General features: G+C 63.7%; 6 protein-coding genes. 4 read left to right on the forward strand and 2 right to left on the reverse strand.

What is annotated here, in order from left to right; all coding sequences use genetic code 11:
- Positions 1–235, forward strand: a 235-nt coding sequence (locus ACY693_RS11380) for a YcbK family protein (RefSeq protein ID WP_462321942.1), incomplete at its 5' end; no start/stop codon positions are given.
- A gap of 199 nt (positions 236–434) precedes the next feature.
- On the opposite strand, the gene gltX is transcribed toward ACY693_RS11380, so the two are convergent.
- A complete protein-coding gene (gene gltX / locus ACY693_RS11385; protein ID WP_462321943.1) occupies positions 435–1,850 on the reverse strand; it encodes a glutamate--tRNA ligase in 1,416 nt (471 codons plus the stop codon).
- Between the two features lie 196 nt (positions 1,851–2,046).
- On the opposite strand from gltX, the gene ACY693_RS11390 reads away from it, so the two are divergent.
- Both ACY693_RS11390 and ACY693_RS11395 read left to right on the forward strand, forming a co-directional pair.
- Entirely contained in the window at positions 2,047–3,114 is a 1,068-nt protein-coding gene (locus ACY693_RS11390) for an ABC transporter substrate-binding protein (RefSeq protein WP_462321944.1), read from the forward strand.
- Between the two features lie 36 nt (positions 3,115–3,150).
- Positions 3,151–3,804: an SOUL family heme-binding protein gene (locus ACY693_RS11395; protein WP_462321945.1), complete on the forward strand. Its 654-nt coding sequence runs from the start codon at positions 3,151–3,153 to the stop codon at positions 3,802–3,804.
- A gap of 83 nt (positions 3,805–3,887) precedes the next feature.
- Here ACY693_RS11395 and ACY693_RS11400 read toward each other — a convergent pair whose 3' ends face one another.
- Positions 3,888–6,293 carry an NAD(P)-binding protein gene (locus ACY693_RS11400; protein WP_462321946.1) on the reverse strand — a complete coding sequence of 802 codons (2,406 nt, stop codon included), beginning with the start codon at positions 6,291–6,293 and terminating at the stop codon, positions 3,888–3,890.
- Positions 6,294–6,918: 625 nt separating this feature from the next.
- Here ACY693_RS11400 and ACY693_RS11405 point away from each other — a divergent pair.
- Positions 6,919–7,506, forward strand: a 588-nt coding sequence (locus ACY693_RS11405; RefSeq protein WP_462321947.1) for an alpha-amylase family glycosyl hydrolase, incomplete at its 3' end; no start/stop codon positions are given.

The following is a 7,506-nucleotide window of genomic DNA, read 5'->3' on the forward strand; positions in this document are numbered from 1 at the left end:
CGTCAGTGCATACCGGTCTCCAAAGACCAACGCCATGCTGCGACGCACCTCAAGCGGGGTGGCCAAGCGCAGCCTGCACATGACCGGCAAGGCCATCGACATCCGCCTCAGCGATATGCCAACACGCAGCATCCGTGATGCAGCGCTCAGGCTGGCCAGAGGAGGCGTCGGTTATTACTCACGCTCCAACTTCGTCCATCTCGATACCGGCAACGTCAGGCAGTGGGGTGCCTGAGCTAAGACCGCGATCGAATCGGACCGAAGCACCAGGGCGATTGCGGAAAGGCTCGTCCAAGGCGATTTCTGTCGAAGCTCATACCGCCTTGCTGGTCTTTTCGCTCGCCTTCTGCGTCGCGCCGCCGGGCACATCGCCCGGCTATTAGGCTGGCTAACAGCCGGGCTATTAGCCAGGCGGGGCTCCTGGCGACGCGACCTCAGCCTTTCGCGGCACGCGCGTCGATGAAGGCAAGCGCCCGATCGATGCGACGCAATGTGGCTGGCTTACCAACCAGTTGCAGGGTGACATCGATCCCAGGCGACGCCGCCCGACCGACGATCGCCACGCGCAGCGGCTGCGCAACCTTCCCCATGTTCAGCTCAAGCTCCTCGGAGACCCGCTCGACCACGCGGTGCAGCGTCTCTGGCTCCCAGTCCTCGAGCGCCAGCATATCCAGCTCTGCGCGCAGCCGCTCGAGTGCCGGCCGCGCGACTGGCCGCAAATGTTTCTTTGCGGCCGTCTCGTCGTAGTCATCGAACTCCTGATAACAGAAGGCGCTGATACTGGCGAGCTCGGTGAGGGTCTTAGCCCGCGCCGCTTGAGCCTCAACCACCGCGATCAGATCGGGGCCAACGGATGGATCGATCCCAAGCTCGCCCATGTGCGGACTCAGTAGCCGGGCGATGCGCTTTGGATCAGCATGCTGGATGTAGTGCTGGTTGAGCCAGTCGAGCTTCTCGACGTTGAACGCCGAGGCCGCGGTGTTGACATCCGCGATATCGAATAGCGAGATCATCTCGTCGAGCGAGAAGACCTCCTGGTCGCCGTGCGACCAGCCGAGGCGGATCAGATAATTCAGCAGCGCCTCGGGCAGATATCCCGCATCCCGATAAGCCACGACACTAACAGCGCCGTGGCGCTTGGACAACCGCTTGCCGTCTGAGCCCAGGATCATCGGCACATGCGCATACTTGGGCGGCTCGTGACCCAGCGCCTTAAGGATGTTGATCTGGCGCGGGGTATTATTCAGATGATCGTCGCCACGGATCACATGGCTGATCTGCATCTCGGCATCGTCGACCACCACGGTCAGGTTATAGGTCGGCGAACCATCGCTGCGGCGGATGATCAAATCATCGAGCTCGTTGTTGGCAAAGGGGACCCGGCCGCGGATCAGATCATCGACGATGACAGCACCATCGACCGGATTCTTGAACCGCACCACATGCGGCTGCGCTGGATCGATCTGTCGGCCACGGCAATGGCCATCGTAGCGCGGCTTGACCTTGGCGGCCATCTGGGTATCCCGAAGGCGCTCGAGGCGCTCCTTCGGGCAATCGCAGCGATAGGCCAGACCCTTGTCGAGCAGCTCGTCGATGACATTCTGATAGCGCTCGAAGCGCTCAGTCTGGAAGAATGGCCCCTCGTCGTAGTCGAGGCCAAGCCAGGTCATGCCCTCCATGATCGCGTTGACCGACTCCGCCGTTGAGCGCTCAAGGTCGGTATCTTCGATCCTGAGCACGAATTGGCCACCATGCCGGCGCGCGAACAGATAGCTGAACAGCGCAGTGCGGGCCCCGCCCACATGCAGGTAGCCGGTCGGAGAAGGGGCAAATCGGGTACGAACGGTCATCAGGCTGCTCTCGAGTCGGTTCAACAAGCCAAGGGCGGCGATGATAGCAGAGGCAACGACCCCGGTTTCCCACTTGCTTGACGGCCCACCGATCGTTACTTGTTGTGATCAGCCAGTCCGTGCCCTGAGGCTCAGGTCGATCAGGACGCGATGCGCTGGTCTCTCACGCTAAAAAAACTGGACACGAGGACTCATGATGAAAGCCAGTCGCCATGTCGCCATCGGGATCGCCGCGCTGGGACTCGTTCTACTGATCGCCGGGCCGCTGATCCCGGGCGGCGAGCGGCTGGTGCGCAACGCACCGGCCGATAGTAGCCATATCACTGATCTCGCACGCGCGGAGGATGGCTCGATCCTAGCCGGCACCCAGGACGGCGAGCTCTGGCGCTACGCCAACGACCTCTGGACGCGCGTCAATGTCGACCTCGGCGGCCATCCAGTCACTGCACTCTCTGCGGATCTCGCCGGCGACGCCTCGAAAGGGCCGATCGGCACCGGCGGCGGACTCTTCAATGCCCCCTCGGGGCTCCCCGAGCTTCGCGTGCGAGTGCGCGATGAGATCCTCGCCGGACAGCGACTGCTGGTCGGGACCGGCGATGGTCTCTATGTGCAGGGCGATGGCCAATGGCTCCGCACGCTGGAGGGCATCAGTGTCTACCGGCTTGAGACGCAGACCATCAACAACCAACGATGGGTTCATCTTGGGACCATCAGCGATGGCGTCTACAGTGCCAAGACTGAGGACCTGCTCAGTTGGCAGCCGAACCGCGATGGACTGCCCGAGACCGTCAACGTCTTCAGCTTCGTCATCACCGATGGCGGAAGACTGATCGCGGGCACGGATCAAGGGTTGTTCTGGCAGGAGGCTCCGATGCAGCCCTGGCAGCGCCTGAAGGTGGGGCTGGAAAAGAGCCGCATGCTCTCGCTCTACCTTGAGTCGGCGAAGTCGAAGCGAGCAGAGCGGCTCTGGATCGGCAGTGACGATGGCCTCTGGCGCGTCGATATCGACGAGTCCGGTGGAGCGCCCGAGGCCGAGGCCTTCGCCGAGCTCATCCAGGCGCCACCGGACCATGTGCGTTACGGCGTTAGCTGGATCGTTCCCTTTGGCGATGGCGTCATGCTAAGCGCCGGTTCGGTCTATCACTACGGACCAATGGGCCTGAAGGGCTGGTACTGGATCTCGCTCGCGGGACTGGTACTGCTGCTCGTCGGCGGCTGGCTGATCCCGAGTCACAAGGAGGCCGATCGCTCTGCATCCGCCTAGCACCAGATCCACTCCGCCACCAACAGGACGCTTGCCATGAAGATCGTCGCCATCCTGATCGGTATTGCAATCCTGCTTGGCATCATCGCGATGCTGGTCTATGTCTATGTGATCCAGAACGTTGAAACACCGGACTACCAGGTTGTCTTCAAGGACGGCGACTTCGGGTTGCGCGACTACCCGCCGCTCGTGGTCGCCGAGGTCAGCGGCAGCGGCAGCCGTCAGCAGAGTCTGAGCGAGGGTTTCGGCCCGCTGGCAAGGTACATCTTCGCCAAGCAGCGCGGCGGCGAGCGCATTGCGATGACCGCGCCGGTGCAGCAGCGCGCCGTTGCGCCTGATGAGAAGATCGCGATGACCGCACCGGTCACTCAGACCCCCGCGGACAACGGCAACTGGACGGTCCAGTTCGTTATGCCGTCTGAATATGAGCTCAAGGATCTGCCGACGCCGGGCAATGAGCAGGTTCGGCTCGACAAGATTCCCGCGCGACGGGTTGCCGCAGTGCGCTTCAGCGGCAGGACCAACGACCAGGCCATCGCTCAGCAGCAACAGCGGCTCGTGGACTGGATGCGCTCGCGTGACCTCGAGCCAAGCGGCGACCCAATCTATGCGTACTACAATGATCCATTCACGCCAGGTCCGCTGCGTCGAAACGAGGTCATGTTCGAGGTCTCTCCCGAATCACGGTGAACTGGCTCGAACGGGGGACGACCCCGGGAGGGCGATTAGGGAACAACCTGGAAGCGTCTGGAAGCATCGGGGGTTGGTCGATATCAGGGCTTGGTGGCCAAGATGCGGCCGGCCAGGGCCTCACCACTGAGCCAGGCACCTTCGATGCGGGCGCCGTTGCACCAGTCGCCACAGGCGCCAATGCCAAGACTCGGGTCCCAGAGGCAACCGCTCTCTAGCGGCGACTCGACCAACGAGTACAACCAGCTATGCGACTGACGCCAGCTGACAGTCGGCAGCGGAGCAGGGGCCAGCAATGCGAAGGCGTCGATCATGGCCGCCTCGACCTGCTCGCGGTTGTCATTGAGATGCTTCCTCGTCCAGCCTGGCTGCGCATGCAACACCCAGCTTTCGCCGTCTTCAGCCGGGGCCAACCGACCCGGCTTGCTACAATCCCGCGCGACCCAGCGCAGTGGCCCCTGATTCACGAAGATGCCATCGAAGGCAAGTGGCACAGGCGCATCAAACTCGAGCATCAGGGTCCAACAAGCTGTGTACTCGACACAAGCCGCCTGCGCCGCCAGCTCGGGGGCATCCATGAGCAGCTCCGCGCTCTGCGGCGCCGGAGCACTCACGACCACCCGATCGAAGCGACCGAGATCCTGACCCGCTTCATCACCGAGCTGCCAACGGCCGCGGCACCAGCGCGGCGGCAAGACCCTCGTCTCCAGTCGCAGTTCCAGGCCCTCGGCCAACGCCCGACCAAGCGCGTTCATCCTCGGCACGCCAACCCAGCGCGTCGCATCCTGTCCGGCTGGAGCGATCTCGACCCCATCGAAGGCCCCTATACGAGCATCCCAGGGCGCAACCAAGCCACGCTCGGCCCAAGCATGCAGGCGACGTTGGAAACGGGGATCGCGGGCGGTGAAGTATTGGGCACCATGATCAAAGCCGAGCGTCTGTCCATCCGGACGCACTGCGCGCCGTGTCGCCGCCCGGCCACCGCAGCCCCGTGACTTCTCGAACAGGCTGACCTGATGCCGCTGATCGGCCAGCGCTCGCGCTGCCGCGAGCCCGGAGAGACCGGCACCGATGACGGCGATGCGCAGCCTGCGCCCATTGGCCGGCGCTGTCACCCGCTGGCGGTAGGCATCGAGGTCGAGGCGCCTTGCATGCGCTGCCGTCGACCGCTCACGCAGACGCCCGGTCACCGGCCGCTCGGGCTCGAAGGGCCGATCGAAGAGCCCCAAGGTCCAAAGCAGGCCACCATAAGAGCTCGGGTCGCAACCATCGAGTGCATACCGATGGTTGAGATCGATCAGGGCCTCCAACGCCCGTTCGGGCGAGCCTCGCCAGTGCGGGATGGCCTTGGCCCAGGTCATTCGCAGATTGTTGTGTAGCTCGCCTTGCACCAGCAGGGATGTCTGCGCTAGATCCCAAAGCCGATCGCCGCTCTGTGCGCGTGACAGGGTCTCGAGGTCGATCAGCCGCTCGCGCGGATCATCGGCGTGCTCGGCCAGGGTCTGCCGCGCCCAATCGGGTAGCACGCTGAGTGACTCCGGATTTGGGCTGAAGACACAGAGATTGTGCGCCAGCTCGCGCCAGATCAGGAGCTCGTCAAGAAACTTCTCAGCACCCGCGCCGCCACTCTCCCAGGCCTCACGCGCGATCCGGAAGGGCGACACCTGTCCGTGATGCAGGTAGGGCGAGAGCCGGCTTACGCCTAGCGGCCAGCACTCGGCCGCGTCATTGCGTCGTTGGTGGTAACTCGCCAGTCCTTCACGACGGAACTGCTCCCAGCGCCGATAGCCCGCCTCGGAGCCACCTGGCGTATGGGCGATCGCCGGCAGGCTATGGTCGATCTCGCACGCGGCGATGAGGCTGCTCAGATCAGCGCGGTCGAGATTGACTGGAGCGAACGGCAGCACGCCCTCGAAGACCGCTGGCAATCGCTCGATCTCGGGCCAGACCCATGGCACGCGCTCGGCATAGGCCTGCTGGTTGTGGCGCCCAAACTGGAAGGCTCGCGCGAACGCCTTGGGCTGTCGTCGCATGGGCAGAATGCAGCAGCTATCCACCGCCCAGACCGGCGCCTGAGTGCGGCTCGCTAGGCGCCTCGTCCAAGCAGGAAACGGTGGTGCTGGAAAATCCTCGGTGACGACCAGTGCAGCTCGACTCACCAGCTCGCGTAATGGTGACGGTGCCCTCGGGTCGCTTGGCAGATGAAAGACCGCACGGATACCGCGCCCCGCCAGCTCCGCATGCGCATCCCGGGCGCCTTCGAGGATGAAGGCGTGATGCCGATCAGCATTGAATCGATGCGCACCAGCGAGCCCTTGATACACGAGCAGCGGCAGGCCAAGCTCATCAGCACAACTCAACGCCACATCCAATGCCAGATTGTCATGACCACGTACCGCATGGTGCATCCAATAAAGGACCAGCTGGCCCTCAGCCCAGGGCGCGCGAGCCGCAACCGGCCAGATGCGCTCAAGCAGTCTCTCCGGCAACCGCCCTGCGAGCCAGGCACCCGCTTGAAAATCAGCACAGCCGCCCTGGTGTGCAGAGGCAATGGTAGAAGCAGTGGGCGAGATCGATGGCGTAAGCATCACGGCGAGCGCGGGGACTTGGCAAACGGAATCCGACCTAGGCAGACCGAGATCGTTCCGATGAGATTGAGCCGCGAGAGGACATCCTGCAGTAGCCCAGGGCAGCAACCCCGCACAGCAACCCCGCACAGCAACCCCGCACAGCAACCCCGCACAGCAACCCCGCGCAGCAACCCCGCGCAGCAACCCCGCGCAGCAACCCCGCACAGCAACCCCGCACAGCAACTCGGTGCAGCAACCCCAGCCAGCAACTCAGTGCAGCAACTCAGTGCAGCAACTCAGTGCAGCAACTCAGGGCAGCAACTCAGGGCAGCAACTCAGGGCAGCAACTCAGGGCAGTCGCTTAGGGCAGCAGCTACGGCTTACCATCGATCATTGATGACCACTCGGATACCGACGATCGTTAAAGCTGCCCTGATGCAAGCGCCTGAGCCGCCGCTCGAACCGAGACTCCAAGGCCTGGACTCGAATCAGTCCTATTCGAGACCCGGGTGGAACGACAGCAACCTACCGACAGGCACCAGCCATGTCCGTCAACTATCAACATCAGATGCCCTTTAGCACTGAGATCAAGGCCGATGGCGGTACCAGCTTTCGCCTCTGGGGGCCAGCCGCGCGGCAGGTCGAGCTGCTCTGGAGCACAAGCGCAGGAGGCCCTGAGGTGCCGCTTGGGATGCACCGCTGTGACGACGGCTGGCACCGGCTCGAGCTCGCCGAGGCAAAGGTCGGTGATCGCTATCGCTTCCGGATCGACGGCGGCTTGTCGGTTCCCGACCCGGCCTCGCGTTTCCAGCCCGACGACGTCCATGGCCCTAGCCAGATCATCGATCCACAGGGCTTCGACTGGGGTACAACCGAATCGTCCTGGCGCGGCCGACCTTGGCACCAGGCGGTGATCTATGAGCTGCACGTCGGCGCCTTCAGTGCCAGCGGTGACTACGCCGGTATCGAGCAATGCCTCGACCATCTACTCGAGCTGGGTGTCACGGCGATCGAGCTCATGCCGCTGGCGGACTTCCCGGGCCAGCGCAACTGGGGCTATGACGGCGCCCTGCTCTACGCACCCGACGCCAGCTATGGCCCACCCGAGGATCTGAAACGGCTGATCCGTACC

This window comes from Halochromatium sp., assembly GCF_054919635.1.